14 protein-coding genes, 6 tRNA genes and 3 rRNA genes are annotated in these 23,150 nt (G+C 56.6%); all 23 read right to left on the bottom strand.

Annotation, left to right across the window (positions count from 1 at the left end):
- Window positions 1-28: 28 nt before the first annotated feature.
- The 23 genes from rpsG to tyrS all read right to left on the bottom strand — a co-directional run bounded on the left by rpsG (window position 29) and on the right by tyrS (window position 23,032).
- Window positions 29-499, bottom strand: a complete 471-nt coding sequence (gene rpsG, locus LK03_RS07675; protein WP_003246741.1) for a 30S ribosomal protein S7 — start codon at window positions 497-499, stop codon at window positions 29-31.
- A gap of 106 nt (window positions 500-605) precedes the next feature.
- Window positions 606-977 (bottom strand): 30S ribosomal protein S12, encoded by a 372-nt coding sequence (gene rpsL, locus LK03_RS07670; protein WP_003257088.1) that lies wholly within the window; start codon window positions 975-977, stop codon window positions 606-608.
- 209 nt (window positions 978-1,186) lie between these two features.
- A complete protein-coding gene (rpoC, locus tag LK03_RS07665; RefSeq protein ID WP_038411790.1) occupies window positions 1,187-5,386 on the bottom strand; it encodes a DNA-directed RNA polymerase subunit beta' in 4,200 nt (1,399 codons plus the stop codon).
- A gap of 64 nt (window positions 5,387-5,450) precedes the next feature.
- A complete protein-coding gene (rpoB, locus tag LK03_RS07660) occupies window positions 5,451-9,524 on the bottom strand; it encodes a DNA-directed RNA polymerase subunit beta (protein WP_038411789.1) in 4,074 nt (1,357 codons plus the stop codon).
- A 220-nt stretch (window positions 9,525-9,744) separates the two neighbouring features.
- Window positions 9,745-10,110: a 50S ribosomal protein L7/L12 gene (rplL, locus tag LK03_RS07655; RefSeq protein WP_028695403.1), complete on the bottom strand. Its 366-nt coding sequence runs from the start codon at window positions 10,108-10,110 to the stop codon at window positions 9,745-9,747.
- Between the two features lie 78 nt (window positions 10,111-10,188).
- Window positions 10,189-10,689 (bottom strand): 50S ribosomal protein L10, encoded by a 501-nt coding sequence (rplJ, locus tag LK03_RS07650; RefSeq protein ID WP_038411788.1) that lies wholly within the window; start codon window positions 10,687-10,689, stop codon window positions 10,189-10,191.
- Window positions 10,690-10,890: 201 nt separating this feature from the next.
- Window positions 10,891-11,586 carry a 50S ribosomal protein L1 gene (gene rplA, locus LK03_RS07645; RefSeq protein WP_028695401.1) on the bottom strand — a complete coding sequence of 232 codons (696 nt, stop codon included), beginning with the start codon at window positions 11,584-11,586 and terminating at the stop codon, window positions 10,891-10,893.
- Window positions 11,586-12,017, bottom strand: a complete 432-nt coding sequence (rplK, locus tag LK03_RS07640; RefSeq protein ID WP_038411787.1) for a 50S ribosomal protein L11 — start codon at window positions 12,015-12,017, stop codon at window positions 11,586-11,588. Before rplK ends, rplA begins: the two co-directional genes overlap by 1 nt.
- A gap of 118 nt (window positions 12,018-12,135) precedes the next feature.
- Entirely contained in the window at window positions 12,136-12,669 is a 534-nt protein-coding gene (nusG, locus tag LK03_RS07635) for a transcription termination/antitermination protein NusG (RefSeq protein WP_038411786.1), read from the bottom strand.
- A 9-nt stretch (window positions 12,670-12,678) separates the two neighbouring features.
- The gene (gene secE / locus LK03_RS07630) at window positions 12,679-13,047 is read right to left on the bottom strand and encodes a preprotein translocase subunit SecE (RefSeq protein ID WP_038411785.1); all 369 of its coding nucleotides are present in this window, start codon (window positions 13,045-13,047) and stop codon (window positions 12,679-12,681) included.
- 44 nt (window positions 13,048-13,091) lie between these two features.
- A tRNA-Trp gene (locus LK03_RS07625) sits at window positions 13,092-13,167 on the bottom strand.
- 190 nt (window positions 13,168-13,357) lie between these two features.
- Window positions 13,358-13,433, bottom strand: a tRNA-Thr gene (locus LK03_RS07620).
- A gap of 24 nt (window positions 13,434-13,457) precedes the next feature.
- Window positions 13,458-13,531 (bottom strand) — tRNA-Gly (locus tag LK03_RS07615).
- A gap of 22 nt (window positions 13,532-13,553) precedes the next feature.
- Window positions 13,554-13,638, bottom strand: a tRNA-Tyr gene (locus LK03_RS07610).
- 143 nt (window positions 13,639-13,781) lie between these two features.
- A complete protein-coding gene (locus LK03_RS07605; protein ID WP_038411784.1) occupies window positions 13,782-14,207 on the bottom strand; it encodes a hypothetical protein in 426 nt (141 codons plus the stop codon).
- Between the two features lie 7 nt (window positions 14,208-14,214).
- Window positions 14,215-14,964: a pantothenate kinase gene (locus LK03_RS07600; protein ID WP_038411783.1), complete on the bottom strand. Its 750-nt coding sequence runs from the start codon at window positions 14,962-14,964 to the stop codon at window positions 14,215-14,217.
- Window positions 14,954-15,913, bottom strand: a complete 960-nt coding sequence (birA, locus tag LK03_RS07595) for a bifunctional biotin--[acetyl-CoA-carboxylase] ligase/biotin operon repressor BirA (RefSeq protein ID WP_038411782.1) — start codon at window positions 15,911-15,913, stop codon at window positions 14,954-14,956. The genes LK03_RS07600 and birA overlap by 11 nt, the downstream gene beginning before the upstream one ends.
- A gap of 157 nt (window positions 15,914-16,070) precedes the next feature.
- A 5S ribosomal RNA gene (rrf, locus tag LK03_RS07590) occupies window positions 16,071-16,186 on the bottom strand.
- A 128-nt stretch (window positions 16,187-16,314) separates the two neighbouring features.
- Window positions 16,315-19,206, bottom strand: a 23S ribosomal RNA gene (locus LK03_RS07585).
- A 265-nt stretch (window positions 19,207-19,471) separates the two neighbouring features.
- Window positions 19,472-19,547 (bottom strand) — tRNA-Ala (locus LK03_RS07580).
- A gap of 24 nt (window positions 19,548-19,571) precedes the next feature.
- A tRNA-Ile gene (locus LK03_RS07575) sits at window positions 19,572-19,648 on the bottom strand.
- An 86-nt stretch (window positions 19,649-19,734) separates the two neighbouring features.
- Window positions 19,735-21,271 (bottom strand): 16S ribosomal RNA (locus LK03_RS07570).
- Together the 16S, 23S and 5S rRNA genes with 2 tRNA genes alongside form the textbook arrangement of a ribosomal RNA operon.
- A gap of 561 nt (window positions 21,272-21,832) precedes the next feature.
- On the bottom strand, window positions 21,833-23,032 hold the full coding sequence (gene tyrS, locus LK03_RS07565; RefSeq protein ID WP_038411780.1) for a tyrosine--tRNA ligase: 1,200 nt from the start codon (window positions 23,030-23,032) through the stop codon (window positions 21,833-21,835).
- Window positions 23,033-23,150 lie beyond the last annotated feature (118 nt).

Raw genomic sequence — 23,150 nt, 5'->3', positions numbered from 1 at the left:
AGCCCTCGCAAAATGATTGATGCTTGAATTAGAAGCGGTAGTGCGAGAACGCTTTGTTGGCTTCGGCCATACGGTGCACGTCTTCACGCTTCTTGACTGCAGCACCCTTGCCTTCAGCAGCATCCAGCAGTTCGCCGGCCAGGCGCAGAGCCATCGACTTCTCGCCGCGCTTGCGGGCGTAGTCTACGAGCCAGCGCATTGCCAGAGCGTTACGACGGGATGGACGAACTTCAACCGGAACCTGGTAAGTGGCACCGCCTACACGGCGGGACTTGACTTCGACCAGCGGAGCGATGGCGTCGAGAGCTTTCTCGAAGATTTCCAGGGGGTCGCTGTTCTTGCGCGCTTTGACGGTATCCAGAGCGCCGTAAACGATGCGCTCGGCTACAGCCTTCTTGCCGCTTTCCATCACGTGGTTCATGAACTTGGCGAGAATCTGCGATCCGTACTTAGGATCGTCGAGAATCTCACGTTTTGCTGCTACACGACGTCTTGGCATGATAAGCCCTCAAACGGTCTTCAGGTTAGCCCGGGACTCGGCCTCTCGACCCCTGCCCGACCTTACTCTTATCGACTCAAATAAATGGATGTCTGCAAACGACCGATTACTTCGGACGCTTGGTACCGTACTTCGAACGACCCTGGTTACGGCCTTTAACGCCCGAGGTATCCAGAGAGCCGCGAACGGTGTGGTAACGAACACCTGGCAAGTCTTTTACACGGCCGCCACGGATCAGGACGACGCTGTGCTCTTGCAGGTTGTGGCCTTCACCGCCGATGTACGAGGAAACCTCGAAACCGTTGGTCAGACGCACACGGCATACTTTACGCAGTGCCGAGTTAGGTTTTTTCGGCGTGGTGGTGTACACACGGGTGCACACGCCACGACGCTGCGGGCAGTTCTGCAGCGCAGGTACGTCGGATTTCTCGACGGTACGCTTGCGCGGCTGACGTACCAGCTGGTTGATAGTTGCCATCTACTAGCTCCACTGATTGTCTTGCGACGCTATTGTCTTGCAAGAAAGCCAAAAAATGGCGAGACGGAGCCTCACCAAATTTAAGGGTACAAAAGTCTAAAGAGGATCTTGCACCCAGTCAAGACAAAGGCCCCGCCCCTCCCCACCAGTCATCGGTGACAACGTGTGTCACCGATGCCGGCGGGAAGGGCCGAGGCCCTGCCCTGTACTTAGTTGCCGCTGGAGTTCAGCGCTTCGGTCAGTGCTGCTTCGACCTCACTGGCGCTCACACGCAGCGGTTTGTCGGCGTCACGGCGGCGCTTGCGCTCGCTGTGGTAAGCCAGACCGGTACCGGCCGGAATCAGACGACCCACGACCACGTTCTCTTTCAGACCACGCAGGTAGTCACGCTTGCCGGTAACGGCCGCTTCGGTCAGTACGCGCGTGGTTTCCTGGAAGGAAGCCGCGGAGATGAACGATTCGGTCGACAGCGACGCTTTGGTGATACCCAGCAGCACGCGAGAGAACTTGGCGATGAACTTGTCTTCGCTGGACAGCTTCTCGTTTTCCACCAGCACGTGAGTCAGTTCCATCTGGTCGCCCTTGATGAAGCTGGAATCACCCGACTCGGCAATTTCGACCTTGCGCAGCATCTGCCGCAGGATGGTCTCGATGTGCTTGTCGTTGATCTTCACGCCTTGCAGGCGGTAGACGTCCTGAATCTCGTTGACGATGTACTTGGCCAGGGCGCTGACGCCCAGCAAGCGCAGGATGTCGTGCGGATCGCTCGGGCCGTCGGAGATAACTTCGCCGCGGTTGACCTGCTCACCTTCGAACACGTTCAGGTGGCGCCACTTCGGAATCAGCTCTTCGTACGGATCGCTGCCGTCGGTTGGCGTGATGACCAGGCGACGCTTGCCCTTGGTTTCCTTGCCGAAAGCAATGGTGCCGCTGACTTCCGCCAGGATCGACGCTTCTTTCGGACGACGCGCTTCGAACAAGTCGGCAACACGTGGCAGACCACCGGTGATGTCACGGGTCTTGGACGTTTCCTGAGGAATACGCGCCAGAACGTCACCCACTGCAATCTGCGCACCGTCAGCAACGCCGACCAATGCGTTGGCTGGCAGGAAGTACTGAGCCGGTACGTCGGTACCTGGCAGGTACAGGTCCTTGCCGTTGGCGTCGACCATCTTGATCGCCGGACGGATTTCCTTGCCGGAGGCAGGGCGATCCTTGACGTCCAGAACTTCAATGTTGGTCAAGCCAGTCAACTCGTCGGTCTGACGCTTGATGGTGATGTTTTCTTCCATGCCCACGAAGGTCACGGTACCTTTCAGCTCGGTAACGATCGGGTGGGTGTGCGGGTCCCACTTGGCGACGATTGCGCCAGCGTCGACCTTGTCACCTTCCTTGACCGAAATCACCGCACCGTAAGGCAGCTTGTAACGCTCGCGTTCACGACCGAATTCGTCGGCAATGGCCAGTTCGCCCGAACGGGAAACGGCGACCAGGTTGCCATCGGCACGCTCGACCTGCTTGAGGTTGTGCAGACGTACCACACCACCGTTCTTCACTTGGACGCTGTCGGCAGCCGAGGTCCGGCTCGCCGCACCACCGATGTGGAAGGTACGCATGGTCAGCTGGGTGCCCGGCTCACCGATGGACTGGGCGGCGATGACGCCGACCGCTTCACCGATGTTGACCTGGTGACCGCGCGCCAGGTCACGACCGTAGCACTTGGCACAGATGCCGTAGCGGGTTTCACAGCTGATTGGCGAGCGAACGACGACTTCGTCGATGCTGTTCAGCTCGATGAATTCGACCCACTGCTCATCTACCAGCGTGCCAGCCGGAACGATGACGTCCTCGGTACCCGGCTTGAACACGTCACGGGCGATGACACGACCCAGTACGCGCTCACCGAGCGGCTCGACCACGTCGCCACCCTCGATGTGCGGCGTCATGTGCAGGCCATGTTCGGTACCGCAATCGATCTCGGTCACGACCAGGTCTTGCGCAACGTCCACCAGACGACGGGTCAGGTAACCGGAGTTCGCGGTCTTCAGCGCGGTATCCGCCAGACCCTTACGAGCACCGTGAGTCGAGATGAAGTACTGCAGTACGCTCAAGCCCTCACGGAAGTTCGCGGTGATCGGCGTCTCGATGATGGAGCCGTCCGGCTTGGCCATCAGACCACGCATACCGGCCAGCTGACGGATCTGGGCTGCGGAACCCCGCGCACCCGAGTCAGCCATCATGTACATCGAGTTGAAGGACTCTTGGTCGACTTCATTACCTTCGCGGTCGATGACCTTCTCTTTCGAGAGGTTGGCCATCATCGCCTTGGAAACTTCATCGTTCGCCTTCGACCACAAGTCGATGACCTTGTTGTACTTCTCGCCCTGGGTAACCAGGCCGGAGGCGTACTGGCTCTCGATCTCCTTCACTTCGTCGGTAGCGGTACCGATGATGCGGGCTTTCTCATCAGGGATAACGAAGTCGTTAACGCCGATGGACACACCGGAAATGGTCGAATAGGCAAAGCCGGTGTACATCAACTGGTCGGCGAAGATGACGGTCTCTTTCAGACCCACCACGCGGTAGCACTGGTTGATCAGTTTGGAGATGGCCTTTTTCTTCATCGGCTGGTTGACCACGTCGTACGGCAGACCTGCCGGAACGACCTGGAACAGCAGCGCACGGCCGACAGTGGTGTCGACGATACGGGTGTTCTTGACCACCGAACCATCACGCTCTTTCACGGTTTCGTTGATACGAACTTTGATCTTGGCGTGCAGCGCAGCTTCGCCGGCGCGGAATACGCGGTCAACTTCCTGCAGGTCGGCGAACACACGACCTTCGCCCTTGGCGTTGATCGCTTCGCGGGTCATGTAGTACAGCCCCAGAACGACGTCCTGCGAAGGCACGATGATTGGCTCACCGTTGGCTGGCGACAGGATGTTGTTGGTCGACATCATCAGCGCACGCGCTTCGAGCTGGGCTTCCAGCGTCAGCGGTACGTGAACGGCCATCTGGTCGCCGTCGAAGTCGGCGTTGTACGCGGCGCAGACCAACGGGTGCAGCTGAATGGCCTTACCTTCGATCAGAACCGGCTCGAACGCCTGGATACCCAGACGGTGCAGGGTCGGCGCACGGTTGAGCAGTACGGGGTGTTCACGAATGACTTCGGCGAGAACGTCCCACACCTCTGGCAGCTCGCGCTCGACCATCTTCTTGGCAGCCTTGATGGTGGTCGCCAGACCACGCATTTCCAGCTTGCCGAAAATGAACGGCTTGAACAGTTCGAGGGCCATCTTCTTGGGCAGACCGCACTGGTGCAGACGCAGGGTCGGGCCTACGGTAATGACGGAACGACCGGAGTAGTCAACGCGCTTACCGAGCAAGTTCTGACGGAAGCGACCTTGCTTACCTTTGATCATGTCGGCCAGGGACTTCAGCGGACGCTTGTTCGAGCCAGTGATGGCGCGACCGCGACGGCCGTTGTCGAGCAGGGCGTCGACCGCCTCCTGCAGCATGCGCTTTTCGTTGCGCACGATGATGTCTGGCGCCGACAGATCGAGCAGGCGCTTGAGGCGGTTGTTACGGTTGATCACCCGACGATACAGGTCGTTCAGGTCGGAGGTCGCGAAGCGGCCACCATCGAGCGGAACCAGCGGACGCAGGTCTGGCGGCAGAACCGGCAGAACGGTCAGCACCATCCACTCAGGCAGGTTGCCCGAACCTTCGAATGCTTCCATCAGCTTGAGGCGTTTGGACAGCTTCTTGATCTTGGTTTCCGAGTTGGTCTGCGGAATCTCTTCGCGCAGGCGACCGATCTCGTGCTCCAGGTCGATAGCGTGCAGCAGCTCGCGGACAGCCTCGGCACCCATACGGGCATCGAAATCGTCGCCGAACTCTTCCAGCGCTTCGAAGTACTGCTCATCGTTGAGCAGCTGGCCTTTTTCCAAGGTGGTCATGCCCGGATCGATGACGACGTAGCTCTCGAAGTAGAGCACGCGCTCGATATCACGCAGGGTCATGTCCATCAGCAGGCCGATACGGGATGGCAGCGACTTCAGGAACCAGATGTGGGCAACCGGCGAGGCCAGTTCGATGTGCGCCATGCGCTCACGACGAACCTTGGCCAGGGCAACTTCAACGCCGCACTTCTCGCAGATGACGCCGCGGTGCTTGAGGCGCTTGTACTTGCCGCACAGGCACTCGTAGTCCTTGACTGGGCCAAAGATCTTGGCGCAGAACAGGCCGTCACGCTCAGGTTTGAACGTACGGTAGTTGATGGTTTCCGGCTTTTTGACTTCACCGAACGACCACGAACGGATCATTTCAGGCGACGCCAGACCGATACGGATGGCGTCGAACTCTTCGACTTGACCCTGGTTTTTCAGCAAATTCAGTAGGTCTTTCAAGGCCTTTCCTCCTGGCGGAGCAGGAAGCGGGCATCAACTGCACCGCTCCCCTTCGCGTCACGTGTTATTCGGTTTCCAGATCGATATCGATACCGAGCGAACGGATCTCTTTGATCAACACGTTGAAGGACTCGGGCATGCCCGGCTCCATACGGTGATCGCCATCCACGATGTTTTTGTACATCTTGGTACGGCCGTTCACGTCGTCCGACTTCACTGTGAGCATTTCCTGCAGGGTGTAGGCCGCGCCGTACGCTTCCAGCGCCCACACCTCCATCTCCCCGAAACGCTGACCACCGAACTGCGCCTTACCACCCAGCGGCTGCTGGGTAACCAGGCTGTAGGAACCAGTGGAGCGCGCGTGCATCTTGTCGTCCACCAAGTGGTTCAGCTTGAGCATGTACATGTAACCAACGGTCACAGGACGCTCGAACTTGTTCCCGGTACGGCCATCGAACAGCACCATCTGGCCGCTTTCTGGCATGTCTGCCAGTTTCAGCATGGCCTTGATCTCGGTTTCCTTGGCACCGTCGAAGACCGGCGTCGCCATCGGCACGCCCTTCTTCAGGTTGTGCGCCAGAGCGAGGATCTCTTCGTCGGAGAATTCGTCGAGGTTTTCCTGACGACCACCGATCTCGTTGTAGACCTCGGTCAGGAAGCCACGCAGTTCTGCGGCCTTGCGCTGCTCTTCGATCATGCGGTCGATCTTCTCGCCCAGACCCTTGGCCGCGAGGCCCAGGTGGGTTTCGAGGATCTGCCCGACGTTCATACGCGATGGTACGCCCAGCGGGTTGAGCACGACATCGACCGGCGTACCGTTGGCGTCATGCGGCATGTCTTCGACAGGCATGATCACCGAGACCACACCCTTGTTACCGTGACGACCGGCCATCTTGTCACCCGGCTGGATGCGACGGCGAATGGCCAGGTAGACCTTGACGATCTTCAGCACGCCTGGAGCCAGGTCATCGCCCTGCTGCAGCTTGCGCTTCTTGTCTTCGAACTTGTCGTCCAGCAGACGGCGGCGATCGACGATGTAGGCCTGGGCTTTTTCCAGCTGTTCGTTCAGGGCGTCTTCTGCCATGCGCAGCTTGAACCACTGACCGTGCTCGAGGCCGTCGAGGACTTCATCGCTGATCACGGTGCCTTTCTTCAGGCCAGCACCACCATCGACGACCTGACCGTTCAGAGCCGAACGCAAACGCTCGAAGGTCGCACCTTCGACGATACGGAACTCTTCGTTGAGGTCCTTGCGGATCTCGTCGAGCTGGCTCTTCTCGATGGACAGGGCGCGGCTGTCGCGCTCTACACCATCACGGGTGAAGACCTGAACGTCGATGACCGTACCTTTGGTGCCGGTCGGCACGCGCAGGGAAGTGTCTTTGACGTCGCTGGCTTTCTCACCAAAGATGGCGCGCAGCAGTTTTTCTTCCGGAGTCAGCTGAGTCTCGCCCTTGGGGGTGACCTTGCCAACCAGGATGTCGCCTGCACCGACTTCGGCACCTACGTAGACGATACCGGCTTCGTCCAGCTTGTTCAGCGCAGCCTCACCCACGTTCGGGATGTCTGCAGTGATTTCCTCTGGGCCAAGCTTGGTATCACGGGCCACACAGGTCAGTTCCTGAATGTGGATCGTGGTGAAGCGGTCTTCCTGAACCACGCGCTCGGACAGGCAGATGGAGTCTTCGAAGTTGAAGCCGTTCCACGCCATGAAGGCGATGCGCATGTTCTGACCCAGTGCCAGTTCACCCATGTCGGTGGACGGACCGTCGGCCATGATGTCGCTGCGCTTGACCACGTCACCCTTGCTCACCAGCGGACGCTGGTTGATGCAGGTGTTCTGGTTCGAGCGGGTGTACTTGGTCAGGTTGTAGATATCTACGCCCGCCTCGCCGGTTTCCACTTCGTCGTCGGCAACGCGAACGACGATACGGCTGGCGTCGACCGAATCGATCACACCACCACGGCGAGCAACCACACAGACACCGGAGTCACGGGCGACGTTGCGCTCCATACCGGTACCTACCAGCGGCTTGTCGGCACGCAGGGTCGGAACCGCCTGACGTTGCATGTTCGAACCCATCAACGCACGGTTGGCGTCGTCGTGCTCGAGGAACGGAATCAGCGACGCTGCGACCGAAACAACCTGCTTCGGCGAAACGTCCATCAAGGTGACGTCTTCCGGCGCCTTGACGGTGAATTCGTTCAAGTGACGAACCGCTACCAGCTCATCGATCAGTTGCTTATTCTCGTTCATCGCGGCCGAAGCCTGGGCGATGACGTGATCGGCTTCTTCGATGGCCGACAGGAACACGATGTCGTCGCTGACGACGCCTTCCTTCACCACGCGGTACGGGCTTTCCAGGAAGCCGTACTGGTTGGTGCGGGCATAGGCCGCCAGGGAGTTGATCAGACCGATGTTCGGACCTTCAGGGGTCTCGATCGGGCATACGCGGCCGTAGTGAGTCGGGTGAACGTCACGTACTTCGAAGCCGGCACGCTCGCGGGTCAGACCACCAGGGCCAAGTGCCGAAACGCGGCGCTTGTGGGTGATCTCCGAGAGCGGGTTGTTCTGGTCCATGAACTGGGAAAGCTGGCTGGAACCGAAGAACTCCTTCACCGCCGCCGCGACCGGCTTGGCGTTGATCAGGTCCTGCGGCATCAGGCCTTCGCTTTCAGCCATCGACAGACGTTCCTTGACCGCACGCTCTACGCGCACCAGGCCAACACGGAACTGGTTCTCGGCCATCTCGCCGACGCAACGCACGCGACGGTTACCGAGGTGGTCGATGTCGTCGACGATGCCTTTGCCGTTACGGATATCGACCAGAGTCTTGAGGACTTCGACGATATCTTCCTTGCTCAGCACACCAGAACCTTCGATCTCGGTGCGACCGATACGACGGTTGAACTTCATGCGACCAACGGCGGACAGGTCGTAACGCTCGGCGCTGAAGAACAGGTTGTTGAACAGGGTCTCGGCAGCATCCTTGGTTGGCGGCTCGCCAGGACGCATCATCCGGTAGATTTCGACCAGGGCTTCCAGCTGATTGCCGGTGGTGTCGATCTTCAGGGTGTCGGCGATGAAAGGACCGCAGTCGATGTCGTTGGTGTACAACGTCTCGATACGCACGACCTGAGCCTTGGCGACCTTGACCAGCAGGTCGGCGGTCAGCTCGGTGTTGCACTCGGCGAGGATCTCTCCGGTCGCCGGATGCACAATGGCCTTGGCAGTGGTACGGCCCAGGACATACTCCATCGGCACCGCGAGCTCTTTCACGCCAGCTTTTTCGAGCTGGTTGATATGGCGGGCGGTGATGCGACGGCCCTGCTCGACGATGACCTTGCCGGTTTCGTCATGGATGTCCATGACTGCCACTTCACCACGCAGACGCTGCGGCACCAGTTCCAGGCTGAGTTGCTCGCCGGAAATATGGAAGACGTTGGTGGTGTAGAAGGTGTTGAGGATTTCCTCGGTGGTGTAGCCGAGCGCGCGCAGCAGCACCGACGCCGGCAGTTTGCGGCGACGGTCGATACGGACGAACACGCAGTCTTTAGGGTCGAACTCGAAGTCCAACCACGAACCGCGGTAAGGAATGATGCGCGCGGAGTACAGCAGTTTACCGGAGCTGTGAGTCTTGCCGCGGTCGTGGTCGAAGAACACGCCTGGCGAACGGTGCAGCTGGGAAACGATCACACGCTCGGTACCGTTGATAACGAACGTACCGTTCTCAGTCATCAGGGGAATTTCACCCATGTAGACTTCTTGCTCTTTGATGTCCTTGATCGCTTTGTTCGACGATTCTTTGTCGAAAATGATCAGGCGCACTTTCACCCGCAGCGGGACTGCGAAAGTCACACCACGAAGGACGCACTCCTTGACATCGAAGGCCGGCTCACCGAGGCGATAGCCTACGTACTCCAGGGCAGCATTGCCGGAGTAGCTGATGATCGGGAATACCGATTTGAAGGCCGCGTGCAGACCGACATCGCGGAACTGCTCCTTGGATGCTCCCGCTTGCAGGAATTCTCGATACGAATCCAGCTGGATGGCCAGGAGGTAAGGCACATCCATGACGTCCGGCAACTTGCTAAAGTCCTTGCGGATACGTTTTTTCTCAGTGTATGAGTAAGCCATCAGCGTTCCCCAGCTTGGTCACCTGCTTGTTTGGCTTCTCCCGGCGGGAGCAGCCAGAAAATCGTGCAAACCCCATGGTTTGCGTCACCCACTATGGGTGTATACCGCACGTCATCAGGGTCGAAACAATCGCCCGCCAATAACGGAAAAAGGCCGGTGGCCTAAGCCACCAGCCGTCAGCCTCGCGCTTAACGCTCAGGCTGGAGTCGCACAGTCGAAATTACTTCAGCTCGACTTTAGCGCCTGCTTCTTCCAGCTTCTTCTTGGCGTCTTCAGCAGCTTCTTTCGAAACGCCTTCAGCGACAACCTGAGGAGCGCCGTCTACTTTCTCTTTGGCTTCTTTCAGGCCCAGACCGGTCAGTTCACGAACTGCCTTGATCACGTTGACCTTCTTGTCACCAGCTTCCAGCAGGACGACGTTGAACTCGGTTTGCTCTTCGACAACGGCAGCGGCAGCAGCTGGGCCAGCGGCGGCAACGGCAGCGGTAACGCCGAAGGTTTCTTCCATGGCTTTGATCAGCTCAACAACTTCCAGAACGGTTTTCTGGCCGATTGCTTCGATGATTTGCTCGTTAGTCAGGGACATGACTTGAATCCTGTATTGGGGTGGCAGCCTACGCAGCCATCAAATTAAACGTATGATTTTGAAAGACAGTGCGCAGCCTTAGGCAGCAGCAGCTTCTTTCTGGTCGCGAACGGCCGCCAGAGTACGAGCCAGCTTGCTGGTAGCGCCTTGAATCACGCTCATCAGCTTCGCGATAGCTTCGTCACGGGTCGGCAAGGTAGCCAGCACGTCGATCTGGTTGGCGGCAATGAAATTGCCGTCAAACGCAGCTGCCTTGATCTCGAACTTTTCCTGACCCTTGGCGAACTCTTTGAACAGACGAGCAGCAGCGCCCGGGTGTTCGTTGGAGAACGCAATCAGGGTAGGGCCAGTGAAGGCGTCGTTGAGGATACTGAATTCAGTATCGGCAACAGCGCGCTTGAGCAGGGTGTTACGTACGACACGCACATAAACACCAGCCTCACGGGCCTCTTTACGGAGTCCGGTCATTGCGCTTACAGTCACGCCACGGGCATCAGCCACAACAGCAGACAGAGCGACTTTGGCAGCCTCGTTGACTTCAGCGACGATGGCCTTCTTGTCTTCGAGTTTAATTGCCACGGGTTTACTCCTGGTTTTAACCGTTTCATCTGGCCGAGGCCGGATGTCGTTTTGGTGTCTGATTCGATAACGAACCGGGAGCACCATCTGCGTAGGCTGGAGGTTTAAGACTTGCGTCGCCTACGGTCTTGGACAGCCCCCGCCAGGCAGGGACCCCAATCTCTTCCAACCCGTGCAGACTCGCCGCACGGGTGATGTTTCTTATACGTCCAGCGAGCTCTGGTCGATGACCAGACCTGGGCCCATGGTGGTGCTCAGGGTAACGCGCTTGACGTAGATACCTTTCGAGGAAGCCGGCTTGATACGCTTCAGATCAGCGATCAGGGCTTCAACGTTTTCCTTCAGCTTGCCAGCTTCAAAGCCGATCTTGCCAACGGAGGTGTGGATGATACCGTTCTTGTCGGTACGGTAGCGAACCTGACCAGCCTTGGCGTTCTTGACGGCGCCGGCTACGTCTGGGGTCACGGTACCCACTTTCGGGTTAGGCATCAGGCCGCGAGGACCCAGAACCTGACCCAGTTGACCGACAACGCGCATGGCATCAGGCGATGCGATCACGACGTCGTAGTTCAGGTCGCCGCCTTTCATTTCGGCAGCCAGATCGTCCATACCTACACGGTCAGCGCCAGCAGCCAGAGCGGCTTCAGCAGCAGGACCCTGGGTGAAGACAGCCACGCGAACGGTCTTGCCAGTACCGTGCGGCAGTACGGTAGCACTGCGAACGACCTGGTCGGATTTACGCGGGTCAACACCGAGGTTGACGGCGATATCGAACGACTCGACGAACTTGGCAGCCGGCAACGAAGCGAGCAGGGTTGCTGCTTCTTCGAAGTTGTAGGCCTTGCCTGCTTCGATCTTCTCGGCGATAGCCTTTTGGCGCTTGGTCAGCTTAGCCATTACACACCCTCCACGTTCAAGCCCATGCTGCGGGCAGAGCCAGCGATGGTGCGTACAGCTGCGTCCAGGTCAGCAGAAGTCAGATCGGCCTGTTTGGTCTTGGCGATTTCTTCCAGCTGAGCGCGGGTAACGGTACCAACCTTGACGGTGTTCGGACGAGCCGAACCACTGGCCAGGCCAGCAGCTTTCTTCAGCAGAACCGAGGCAGGGGTGCTCTTGGTCTCGAAGGTGAAGCTACGGTCGCTGTAGACAGTGATGATCACAGGAGTTGGCAGACCGGCTTCTTGACCCTGAGTACGGGCGTTGAAGGCCTTGCAGAACTCCATGATGTTCACGCCGTGTTGGCCCAGTGCAGGACCGACGGGTGGGCTTGGGTTGGCCTGGCCGGCCTTAACTTGCAGCTTGATGTAAGCCTGAATCTTCTTAGCCATGAGCTACTCCAAAATCGGGTACGAACGCCTGATGGCTCCCCGGATGACTTGCGTTTTATCCCAGTGACGACAAAACCCCGCAGCACGCAGGCTGCGGGGTATGGGATGCTGCGTTCCGCTAGACCTTCTCGACCTGGCTGAACTCGAGCTCCACCGGGGTGGAGCGACCGAAAATGAGCACTGCGACCTGCAGACGGCTCTTTTCGTAATTCACTTCTTCTACTGCACCGTTGAAGTCAGCGAACGGACCGTCGATAACGCGAACCGTTTCACCTGGCTCAAACAGCGTCTTGGGTTTCGGCTTGGCCGAACCATCAGCGACGCGACGCAGAATGGCTTCAGCTTCTTTATCAGTGATAGGTGCAGGCTTATCTGCAGTACCACCGATGAAGCCCATGACGCGCGGCGTGTCCTTGACAAGGTGCCAAGTCTCTTCGTTCATCTCCATCTGGACCAGAACATAGCCCGGGAAGAACTTACGCTCGCTCTTACGCTTCTGACCGTTGCGCATCTCGACGACTTCCTCGGTCGGAACCAGGATTTCGCCGAACACGTCTTCGATGCCAGCAAGCTTGACGCGCTCAATCAGGGAGCGCATTACATGCTTCTCGTAACCCGAGTAAGCATGCACAACGTACCAACGCTTAGCCACGGGACACCCTTAGCCAACAATCAAGGAAACCAACCAACCGAGCAGGGAATCAAGCCCCCACAACAGCAACGCCATCACCAGAACGACGACCACGACAATCAGCGTGGTCTGCATGGTTTCTTGGCGGGTCGGCCACACGACTTTACGAATCTCGGCACGAGCTTCCTTCGCCAGCGTAAAGAACGACCTACCCTTCGCAGTCTGCAGGGCGATGAAGCCAGCGACAGCAGCCAGGGCAAGCAGTGCAAGAACGCGATACAGGATAGGTGCCGCCGAGTAATACTGGTTACCCACCACACCCACGACCACCAAAGCCACAACAGCCAGCCACTTGAACAGATCGAAACGTGTTTCTTGGGCTTCAGTTTTGGGGGTCATCGAGGAAGATCCTGTAAGAAGAAAGCCAATCACACCGAGGTGAATGGCAGGTCAGGAGGGAATCGAACCCCCAACCTACGGTTTTGGAGACCGTCGCTCTGCCAATTGAGCTACTGACCTTTAACGCTGTATCAGGCCGCGCATTATGCAGACCCGACCTTGAGAAATCAACCACTTGTTCAAGCTATTCGCCCGGCGTGACACCACGACCAGACCCATTGAACCGTGACCAATCCGCTATCCGCCAGAAAGCAAACAGGCGTTCCTGACAGAACAAAGGCAGATATTTTCATATCTGCCTTTGTTTATATGGAGCTCTTGAGCGGACTTGAACCGCTGACCTCACCCTTACCAAGGGTGTGCTCTACCAACTGAGCTACAAGAGCAGTACACATTGAAAACAACAAACTTGGAGCGGGTAGCGGGAATCGAACCCGCATCATCAGCTTGGAAGGCTGAGGTTCTACCACTAAACTATACCCGCGGAGCTTGCAGCTCTCGCAAAATGGTGGAGGGGGAAGGATTCGAACCTTCGAAGTCGAAGACGTCAGATTTACAGTCTGATCCCTTTGGCCGCTCGGGAACCCCTCCTGAGCGTGGGCGGCATTTTCAACTCTTGCCGTCCTGCTGTCAAGCTTTTTCTCATTTAAATCCTGAGGTTAGCTCATTCGACAGCGACTTGCAGTTCAACCACTGGGTGGTGTTCCCTGCGAAGCGGGCGCCATTCTATCAAGCTATTCAGCCGTTGCAACCCCTTCGCATAAAATAATTTTATGCTTCAAGTCTTTGAAATCCTTGGAAAGACTTTGCAGCACCGACTGATCCAACAGGCGCTCGCTCTGAGGATCGATTTTCAGCCAACGGCCCTCAGCCCCAGGCAACTGTCCAGGGATCGTCTGGCTGGATATATCAAGGCTGACCAGCCGCTGGCGAAGTTGCTGGATTCGGTCGTTCGAACTCAACCCGCCCAGCACCAGGCACTCATCACGACGCACCGCTGGCAGCGATGTCCCCGTTTCGCGCACCAGGCGGATCTCTTGCTGCCCGCCCTTGTATAGGGAGAGCGGCGTCACATCCTTGATCTTCAGAGGCGCCTCCTGCTGGCGCCAGGCGAAGTAACAGATATTGAGCACGACCAAAAGCAAGAACAGCCAGCGCATAGGCACCTCAATTCAACGGGCAGGCCATCGCCAGGCCCACAAATACCAAGTCAGGCACTATCCGTCCCTGCGGCGCTGCACTTCTCACCAGAGGAGCATCCCCTCCCGTGAGGAACAGGGTGTAATCATCCCCCCACAGCGCCTGGGCCTGTTCGATTTGTGAACGAGCAAACCCTTGCAACATCATCACACACCCCCGCTCCACAGCTTCAACGGTCGAGCGGCCGGGCTCCAGACTCGCAAGGGCGCGTTCCGCGGAGGCATCGTCGTAACGAATACGCCGAGTGTGCGTGCGCAGCTGGGTACGCATCAACGGCATACCCGGACAAATGTAACCGCCCAGGTGCTGGCCGTCCGCCGCCACGAAGTCGGCCTTGGCAGCGGTACCGAAGTCGATGACCAGGCACGCTCCACCGGCCAGATGATAGCCCCCGAGTGCTGCAAGCCAGCGATCCATACCCAGGCGCTGGTAGTCATCATAGCCATTGCGCACGCCGGCCATTTCTCGAGCAGGCTCAGCCACCAGAGCAGTGATACCGAACGCCCTTTCGAGTTGGGCGCAAAGCGAGGCCGTTTCGTCCTCACTGCGGACGCTGACCATTCGACAAGCCGACAGATGCAGAGCCGTCACACTCCGTATGGCATCGAGCAGGGCTTGATCAGAGTCAACGATGCCCCCCGCCACGACGCAGGCATCTGCAGCGAAGATCACTCGCCATTTTATGAAGCTGTTACCGCAATCGAGCTCAAGAATCATCACGCAACCTCAGACTGAGCTCGCCACCGCTGAAGCTCTTTTCCTTGCCGTCGATGTCCAGACGCAGGCCACCGTGAACATCCACACCTTTCACGACCCCATCGACTCGGCTGGCGCCGGCAATCAGCGACACGCTACGCCCCTGCCAGAGGTGGGCCTGCTCCCATTCGACCTGGAAGGCGGCAAATCCATGCGTTTGATGCCTCTTGAGCTCACGTTCAAGCTCACCGCTCAGCATTGCCACCAAATGGTTGCGATCAACCAGAGCACCCGTCTCGCAGCGCATGGACGTCCAAGGCTGATCCACCTGGTCGGTGCTCTGCATGTTGACATTCACGCCAATACCCAGCACCACGTGGCATACATCGGCCGGATCACCCACCAACTCCAGGAGAATACCTGCCACCTTTCGATCAGCAACCAATACATCGTTCGGCCACTTGAGACCAACATGCTTGACGTTCAGGTTGCTCAACACGCGCATCACCACCAGCCCGACGACCAGGCTGAGCCCCTCCAGCTGGCGCATCCCGCCCTCTATGCGCAAAACTGCACTGTAGTAGAGGTTCTCGGCGAACGGACTGATCCACTGCCGCCCACGGCGACCGCGACCAGCGCTCTGGCGCTCTGCCAATACCACGAAAGGGGTCGGCTGGCCTTGTGCGGCCATTCTGAGCCCTTCAGCATTGGTGGAGTCGATTTCTTCGTGGACAAACACAGGCCAGGGGGCATGCGAAGCATCGCTTAAGATCACCTGTGCATCCAGTAGATGCAGAGGCTCGGAAAGCTTGTACCCCCGGCCACGCACTTTGTAGATCGTCAGGTTCAACTCGCTTTCCAGATTCTGCAGCTGCTTCCAGACGGCGCTCCGGCTGATACCCAGGGCTGTACCCAGATCTTCACCGGAATGGAAACGGCCGTCCCTAAGAAGGCTCAACAACTTCAGCATGCCAGTCTCGATTTGAAATGAGGGTCGCATGATAGCCACGCCCCGGTTGATTGCCTAGAACTGCGAGCAAGCTCCATCAGACGATGACGCTTTTTCCGACATCCAGAAAAGACAAAACCCCTACCTGCTCGCGCAGATAGGGGTTTTGCGAAATGAATCTTGACGATGACCTACTCTCACATGGGGAAACCCCACACTACCATCGGCGATGCATCGTTTCACTGCTGAGTTCGGGATGGGATCAGGTGGTTCCAATGCTCTATGGTCGTCAAGAAATTCGGTAGCCGGTGCGTTCTGAGAACGTGCCAGCGAATTCGGATATGTGATGTCTGTGAGCTGCGAATTTTCGGTTTCAGCGTCTTCACCACCACAATCTGCGTTGCAGATTGCTTGGGTGTTATATGGTCAAGCCTCACGGGCAATTAGTATGGGTTAGCTCAACGCCTCACAGCGCTTACACACCCCACCTATCAACGTCGTAGTCTTCGACGGCCCTTCAGGGGATTCAAGATCCCAGTGAGATCTCATCTTGAGGCAAGTTTCCCGCTTAGATGCTTTCAGCGGTTATCTCTTCCGAACATAGCTACCCGGCAATGCCACTGGCGTGACAACCGGAACACCAGAGGTTCGTCCACTCCGGTCCTCTCGTACTAGGAGCAGCCCCTCTCAAATCTCAAACGTCCACGGCAGATAGGGACCGAACTGTCTCACGACGTTCTAAACCCAGCTCGCGTACCACTTTAAATGGCGAACAGCCATACCCTTGGGACCGGCTTCAGCCCCAGGATGTGATGAGCCGACATCGAGGTGCCAAACACCGCCGTCGATATGAACTCTTGGGCGGTATCAGCCTGTTATCCCCGGAGTACCTTTTATCCGTTGAGCGATGGCCCTTCCATACAGAACCACCGGATCACTAAGACCTACTTTCGTACCTGCTCGACGTGTGGGTCTCGCAGTCAAGCGCGCTTTTGCCTTTATACTCTACGACCGATTTCCGACCGGTCTGAGCGCACCTTCGTACTCCTCCGTTACTCTTTGGGAGGAGACCGCCCCAGTCAAACTACCCACCATACACTGTCCTCGATCCGGATGACGGACCTGAGTTAGAACCTCAAAGTTGCCAGGGTGGTATTTCAAGGATGGCTCCATGAGAACTGGCGTCCCCACTTCAAAGCCTCCCACCTATCCTACACAAGCAAATTCAAAGTCCAGTGCAAAGCTATAGTAAAGGTTCACGGGGTCTTTCCGTCTAGCCGCGGATACACTGCATCTTCACAGCGATTTCAATTTCACTGAGTCTCGGGTGGAGACAGCGCCGCCATCGTTACGCCATTCGTGCAGGTCGGAACTTACCCGACAAGGAATTTCGCTACCTTAGGACCGTTATAGTTACGGCCGCCGTTTACCGGGGCTTCGATCAAGAGCTTCGCTTGCGCTAACCCCATCAATTAACCTTCCGGCACCGGGCAGGCGTCACACCCTATACGTCCACTTTCGTGTTTGCAGAGTGCTGTGTTTTTAATAAACAGTCGCAGCGGCCTGGTATCTTCGACCGGCATGAGCTTACGGAGCAAGTCCTTCACCCTCACCGGCGCACCTTCTCCCGAAGTTACGGTGCCATTTTGCCTAGTTCCTTCACCCGAGTTCTCTCAAGCGCCTTGGTATTCTCTACCCAACCACCTGTGTCGGTTTGGGGTACGGTTCCCGATTGTCTGAAGCTTAGGAGCTTTTCTTGGAAGCATGGCATCAACCACTTCGTCGCCTAAAGGCAACTCGTCATCAGCTCTCGGCCTTGAGATCCCGGATTTGCCTAAGATCTCAGCCTACCACCTTAAACTTGGACAACCAACGCCAAGCTGGCCTAGCCTTCTCCGTCCCTCCATCGCAACAATCGGAAGTACAGGAATATTAACCTGTTTTCCATCGACTACGCTTTTCAGCCTCGCCTTAGGGACCGACTAACCCTGCGTCGATTAACGTTGCGCAGGAAACCTTGGTCTTTCGGCGTGCGAGTTTTTCACTCGCATTGTCGTTACTCATGTCAGCATTCGCACTTCTGATACCTCCAGCAAGCTTCTCAACTCACCTTCACAGGCTTACAGAACGCTCCTCTACCGCATCACCAGAGGTGATACCCGTAGCTTCGGTGCATGGTTTGAGCCCCGTTACATCTTCCGCGCAGGCCGACTCGACTAGTGAGCTATTACGCTTTCTTTAAAGGATGGCTGCTTCTAAGCCAACCTCCTAGCTGTCTAAGCCTTCCCACATCGTTTCCCACTTAACCATGACTTTGGGACCTTAGCTGACGGTCTGGGTTGTTTCCCTTTTCACGACGGACGTTAGCACCCGCCGTGTGTCTCCCATGCTCGGCACTTGTAGGTATTCGGAGTTTGCATCGGTTTGGTAAGTCGGGATGACCCCCTAGCCGAAACAGTGCTCTACCCCCTACAGTGATACATGAGGCGCTACCTAAATAGCTTTCGAGGAGAACCAGCTATCTCCGAGCTTGATTAGCCTTTCACTCCGATCCACAGGTCATCCGCTAACTTTTCAACGGTAGTCGGTTCGGTCCTCCAGTCAGTGTTACCTAACCTTCAACCTGCCCATGGATAGATCGCCCGGTTTCGGGTCTATACCCAGCGACTAAACGCCCTATTAAGACTCGCTTTCGCTACGCCTCCCCTATTCGGTTAAGCTCGCCACTGAATATAAGTCGCTGACCCATTATACAAAAGGTACGCAGTCACCTAACAAAGTAGGCTCCCACTGCTTGTACGCATACGGTTTCAGGTTCTATTTCACTCCCCTCTCCGGGGTTCTTTTCGCCTTTCCCTCACGGTACTGGTTCACTATCGGTCAGTCAGTAGTATTTAGCCTTGGAGGATGGTCCCCCCATATTCAGACAAAGTTTCTCGTGCTCCGTCCTACTCGATTTCACCGCCAAGAGATTTTCGTGTACGGGGCTATCACCCACTATGGCCGCACTTTCCAGAGCGTTCCACTAATCTCAAACCGGCTTAAGGGCTGGTCCCCGTTCGCTCGCCACTACTAAGGGAATCTCGGTTGATTTCTATTCCTCAGGGTACTTAGATGTTTCAGTTCCCCTGGTTCGCTTCTTGCACCTATGTATTCAGTACAAGATACCTAGGTTATCCTAGGTGGGTTCCCCCATTCAGAGATCTCTGGATCACAGTCTGTTTGCCGACTCCCCAAAGCTTTTCGCAGGCTACCACGTCTTTCATCGCCTCTGACTGCCAAGGCATCCACCGTATGCGCTTCTTCACTTGACCATATAACCCCAAGCAATCTGGTTATACTGTGAAGACGACATTCGCCGAAAATTCGCGTGCTCAAGGAGCACTCACAAATTTTACCTTAGCCTGATCCACCAGCAGTGAAACTGGTGTTCAGTCTATTTCTATCACATATCCGAATTTTTAAAGAACGATCTGACAAAAGTCAGAAATCAACATTCACTTCACTCGCTACCCGAGTGGAATGTTCATTTCTGTATTCTGAACAGTGCGACGATCAAGCGTACACTTCAGCAAAAGGTGGTGGAGCCAAGCGGGATCGAACCGCTGACCTCCTGCGTGCAAGGCAGGCGCTCTCCCAGCTGAGCTATGGCCCCGTATCTCTAGGCTGCACCATGAAATGGTAGGTCTGGGCAGATTTGAACTGCCGACCTCACCCTTATCAGGGGTGCGCTCTAACCAACTGAGCTACAGACCTATAACAGGGTCGCGTTACAGCATCGTCTTCGTACAAAGAATCAAGCAATTCGTGTGGGAGCTCATCAGCAGGCTGATGTCTTCGATTAAGGAGGTGATCCAGCCGCAGGTTCCCCTACGGCTACCTTGTTACGACTTCACCCCAGTCATGAATCACACCGTGGTAACCGTCCCCCCGAAGGTTAGACTAGCTACTTCTGGTGCAACCCACTCCCATGGTGTGACGGGCGGTGTGTACAAGGCCCGGGAACGTATTCACCGCGACATTCTGATTCGCGATTACTAGCGATTCCGACTTCACGCAGTCGAGTTGCAGACTGCGATCCGGACTACGATCGGTTTTGTGAGATTAGCTCCACCTCGCGGCTTGGCAACCCTCTGTACCGACCATTGTAGCACGTGTGTAGCCCAGGCCGTAAGGGCCATGATGACTTGACGTCATCCCCACCTTCCTCCGGTTTGTCACCGGCAGTCTCCTTAGAGTGCCCACCATAACGTGCTGGTAACTAAGGACAAGGGTTGCGCTCGTTACGGGACTTAACCCAACATCTCACGACACGAGCTGACGACAGCCATGCAGCACCTGTGTCAGAGTTCCCGAAGGCACCTATCCATCTCTGGAAAGTTCTCTGCATGTCAAGGCCTGGTAAGGTTCTTCGCGTTGCTTCGAATTAAACCACATGCTCCACCGCTTGTGCGGGCCCCCGTCAATTCATTTGAGTTTTAACCTTGCGGCCGTACTCCCCAGGCGGTCAACTTAATGCGTTAGCTGCGCCACTAAAATCTCAAGGATTCCAACGGCTAGTTGACATCGTTTACGGCGTGGACTACCAGGGTATCTAATCCTGTTTGCTCCCCACGCTTTCGCACCTCAGTGTCAGTATCAGTCCAGGTGGTCGCCTTCGCCACTGGTGTTCCTTCCTATATCTACGCATTTCACCGCTACACAGGAAATTCCACCACCCTCTACCATACTCTAGCTTGCCAGTTTTGGATGCAGTTCCCAGGTTGAGCCCGGGGCTTTCACATCCAACTTAACAAACCACCTACGCGCGCTTTACGCCCAGTAATTCCGATTAACGCTTGCACCCTCTGTATTACCGCGGCTGCTGGCACAGAGTTAGCCGGTGCTTATTCTGTCGGTAACGTCAAAACAACCAGGTATTCGCTGATTGCCCTTCCTCCCAACTTAAAGTGCTTTACAATCCGAAGACCTTCTTCACACACGCGGCATGGCTGGATCAGGCTTTCGCCCATTGTCCAATATTCCCCACTGCTGCCTCCCGTAGGAGTCTGGACCGTGTCTCAGTTCCAGTGTGACTGATCATCCTCTCAGACCAGTTACGGATCGTCGCCTTGGTGAGCCATTACCTCACCAACAAGCTAATCCGACCTAGGCTCATCTGATAGCGCAAGGCCCGAAGGTCCCCTGCTTTCTCCCGTAGGACGTATGCGGTATTAGCGTCCCTTTCGAGACGTTGTCCCCCACTACCAGGCAGATTCCTAGGCATTACTCACCCGTCCGCCGCTGAATCGAAGAGCAAGCTCTTCTCATCCGCTCGACTTGCATGTGTTAGGCCTGCCGCCAGCGTTCAATCTGAGCCATGATCAAACTCTTCAGTTCAATACTGCTTGGGTTTTTAAGAAACCCTAAACTTGGCTCAGCAATCTCAAATGACTATGTGATTTCTCGCATGGCCACTTGTGATGCTGATAATCTATGCGACGATCAGTCCGTACTCACAAGCACCCACACGAATTGCTTGATTCAATTTGTTAAAGAGCGTTTGGTTAAGAGCGTTTCGTCTCAACCGAGGCGCGCATTCTACGCTTTCCTCTAAGCCTGTCAAGCGTTTATTTCGAAGTATTTTGCGAGAATCTCGTTCAACTTCAAACACTTGGCTCGCTGCGATCACTCGTAGCGGGAGGCGAATCATACAGCGTTAAACACCGCTGTCAACCACCTTTTTCACCGCTGCCGATCAGCAGATCGAAGCACCTCCAGCACTGCCAGAACATCTAACTCATTGAAACTCAAGGAGTTTTCCGTTCCGTTTGCCCCGGAAGTGGTGCGCAGTATAAAGAGATTCAGAGAAGGGTCAAGCACTTATTTCAAAAAGTTCATCCAGCCCTATATAAGAAGAGGGAGGCCCCAGGCCTCCCTCTTCTTATATAGGTAGAACGCTTAGCCCTGCTGCAGATTTACTCGGGCAAACGCCTTCTTGCCTGCCTGACAGACGTGCGTGGCACCCAGCGCGAAGACAAAGCTTCGATCGACCACCTCGCCATCGACCTTGACGCTGCCCGCCGCGAGCAGATCCCGAGCTGCCGCAGAGTTCTTGACCAGGCCCGTCTGATTCAATACGGCAGCGATCGGCATGTCCTCGCCCGCCGTCAGGGTCACTTCAGGCAAATCTTCAGGCAGCTCGCCATCCTTCATGCGATTACCAGCGGCACGATGCGCATTGGCTGCCGCCTCCTCGCCATGGAAACGGGCAACGATTTCTTCTGCCAGCTTGATTTTCACATCACGCGGATTGGCACCTGCTTCGACGTCGGCGCGCAGTTGCTCGATCTCTTCCATGCTGCGGAAGCTCAGCAGCTCGAAGTAGCGCCACATCATTGCGTCAGGAAGCGACACCAACTTGCTGTACATCACCCCGGGCGCTTCCTGGATACCGACATAATTGCCCAGCGACTTGGACATCTTCTTCACGCCATCCAGACCTTCGAGCAACGGCATGGTGATGACGGTCTGAGCCTCCTGGCCGTAGGCACGCTGCAACTCGCGCCCCATCAGCAGGTTGAATTTCTGATCGGTGCCACCGAGCTCGACGTCGGCCTTCAGCGCTACCGAGTCGTAGCCCTGCACCAACGGATAGAGGAACTCATGAATGGCGATCGGCTGACTGCTGGTGTAGCGCTTGTCGAAGTCATCACGCTCGAGCATGCGCGCCACGGTGTACTGGGACGCCAGACGAATGAAATCAGCTGGAGTGAGGTGGTCCATCCACGACGAGTTGAACGCGACTTCGGTCTTGGCCGGATCGAGAATCTTGAAGACCTGCTGTTTATACGTCTCGGCGTTGTCCAGAACCTGCTCACGGGTCAGCGGTGGACGGGTGGCGCTCTTGCCGCTCGGGTCGCCGATCATGCCGGTGAAGTCACCGATCAGGAACACTACGGTATGCCCCAGTTCCTGGAACTGACGCAGCTTGTTGATCAGTACGGTGTGCCCGAGATGGAGGTCAGGTGCCGTGGGATCGAAGCCTGCCTTGATACGCAGCGGCTCGCCACGCTTGAGCTTTTCGACCAGTTCCGACTCGACCAGTACCTCTTCTGCACCGCGCTTGATGAGCGCGAGCTGCTCTTCCACCGACTTCATACACAGTTCCGCAAGGCCATTTTCAAGGGATGCCAACCATACAATATCGGCGGTCAAATACAAGTTTTGAAAAACCTTGTGACCTAGGTGCAGGTCAGTGGCGTCTACGCGCGCTTGC

Source organism: Pseudomonas cremoricolorata (assembly GCF_000759535.1).
Lineage (GTDB): Bacteria > Pseudomonadota > Gammaproteobacteria > Pseudomonadales > Pseudomonadaceae > Aquipseudomonas > Aquipseudomonas cremoricolorata_A.
Note: the sequence above shows the minus strand (reverse complement) of the source record. Positions and strands in the feature narration are given on the sequence as shown.

Coding starts and splice junctions, on each gene's coding strand:
- rpsG (WP_003246741.1), bottom strand. CDS start 499: ATGCCAAGACGTCGTGTAGCAGCAAAACGTGAGATTCTCGACGATCCT.
- rpsL (WP_003257088.1), bottom strand. CDS start 977: ATGGCAACTATCAACCAGCTGGTACGTCAGCCGCGCAAGCGTACCGTC.
- rpoB (WP_038411789.1), bottom strand. CDS start 9,524: ATGGCTTACTCATACACTGAGAAAAAACGTATCCGCAAGGACTTTAGC.
- rplL (WP_028695403.1), bottom strand. CDS start 10,110: ATGTCCCTGACTAACGAGCAAATCATCGAAGCAATCGGCCAGAAAACC.
- rplA (WP_028695401.1), bottom strand. CDS start 11,586: ATGGCTAAGCTGACCAAGCGCCAAAAGGCTATCGCCGAGAAGATCGAA.
- rplK (WP_038411787.1), bottom strand. CDS start 12,017: ATGGCTAAGAAGATTCAGGCTTACATCAAGCTGCAAGTTAAGGCCGGC.
- secE (WP_038411785.1), bottom strand. CDS start 13,047: ATGACCCCCAAAACTGAAGCCCAAGAAACACGTTTCGATCTGTTCAAG.
- LK03_RS07605 (WP_038411784.1), bottom strand. CDS start 14,207: ATGCGCTGGCTGTTCTTGCTTTTGGTCGTGCTCAATATCTGTTACTTC.
- LK03_RS07600 (WP_038411783.1), bottom strand. CDS start 14,964: ATGATTCTTGAGCTCGATTGCGGTAACAGCTTCATAAAATGGCGAGTG.
- birA (WP_038411782.1), bottom strand. CDS start 15,913: ATGCTGAAGTTGTTGAGCCTTCTTAGGGACGGCCGTTTCCATTCCGGT.
- tyrS (WP_038411780.1), bottom strand. CDS start 23,032: ATGAAGTCGGTGGAAGAGCAGCTCGCGCTCATCAAGCGCGGTGCAGAA.